The organism is Cryobacterium sp. CAN_C2, assembly GCF_015751745.1.
In the GTDB taxonomy this organism is placed as follows: domain Bacteria; phylum Actinomycetota; class Actinomycetes; order Actinomycetales; family Microbacteriaceae; genus Cryobacterium.
Map to the genome: position 1 here is coordinate 1 of NZ_JADOUX010000056.1, position 1,054 is coordinate 1,054.

Below are 1,054 nucleotides of genomic sequence, written 5' to 3' on the forward strand. Positions count from 1 at the left end.
GGGAACGCTCACCGGCACAGCAAGCTCGCGCGATCAGCCGGCTGCGTCGGCTTCGCCCTTCGGCACCAATGGCCAAGCGGACCACTCTCCGGCCGCCGGTAGCGCGCTTCGCGCGAACCTGACCCGGTCCTCGGGCAGGTCCTCGGTGCGGCTGCATCCGGATCGCATCCCGACCTCTGGCTCCTCGAGTCGGAATTCAATCCAGTCGCCCCTCCCGGGATCGAATCGTTCAGAATAGCCGCCTGAAACGACGGTGCGCACGGTCCATTCAAGCTCTTCCGCCAGATTCAAGACATCGTCATCGCAGGCGTCACAGCCGCACACGGGAAAGTGGAAGTCGTGGAGCACACCTGCGTGAAGGTAGACCCCCGGGAACGGTGTGAGGACAAATGTCAGGGGGGCCGCTGTCCGGTCGCGAGGCACGACGCGTACTGCGCGGACAACATGATCTGGCATGTGCAGAAGATCACTGGCGGCGCTCGGGGTTTGCTCGACGGTCACGTCGAAGGTGTCCTGCAGCCAATCGATGAGGGCGTCGGCGACGGCGTGCAGAGGCGCGAAACGCTGCGGATTGCTGAGACGGGAATACGAGTCTTCGGGTGGAGACTCTCCTCCCCATCGATTGCCGTAGTAAATCGGGCGGCCCTGCTCATCGCGGTAGATCTCCACCGGAAACGTGGGGCGTCGGTACTCTGTCATGTTCACAAACTATCCGTCAGCGTCCTGGTTGCCGAGCAAGCGGTTGGCCCGCATATCGGATTCTCAGAAGACATCTCACAGACCGAACCCGCTGAGGCGGTGCTGGTCGTTTAAGGTCGAAACTCTTTCGGCGGCGGCGATGTTGGCAGGTCGCCTGGGGCAGCTCGGCCTCCAATAGTCATGGTGGCGATCGAGGACAGCCCGGCACCGACGCCCTTGGCAAGGAAGGCCAGGACCGCCCCCAGTACTTGCCATAGCCCGGCATGGCCACGTGACTGAGTCATGCGGTGCCCCAATCTCCAAGTCGTGTGCGTCTCGGCGTCGAGAGCCTGCACGATCGCGCAGCTACTTCACG

Annotated in this window: 1 protein-coding gene; it reads right to left on the reverse strand. The window is 63.3% G+C overall.

The genetic code is table 11. The annotated features are described in order from the left end of the window. Window positions 1–33 precede the first annotated feature (33 nt). The gene (locus tag IWX77_RS16845; RefSeq protein WP_334353682.1) at window positions 34–699 is read right to left on the reverse strand and encodes a DUF6226 family protein; all 666 of its coding nucleotides are present in this window, start codon (window positions 697–699) and stop codon (window positions 34–36) included. Window positions 700–1,054: the final 355 nt, after the last annotated feature.

Coding starts and splice junctions, on each gene's coding strand:
- IWX77_RS16845 (WP_334353682.1), bottom strand. CDS start 699: ATGACAGAGTACCGACGCCCCACGTTTCCGGTGGAGATCTACCGCGAT.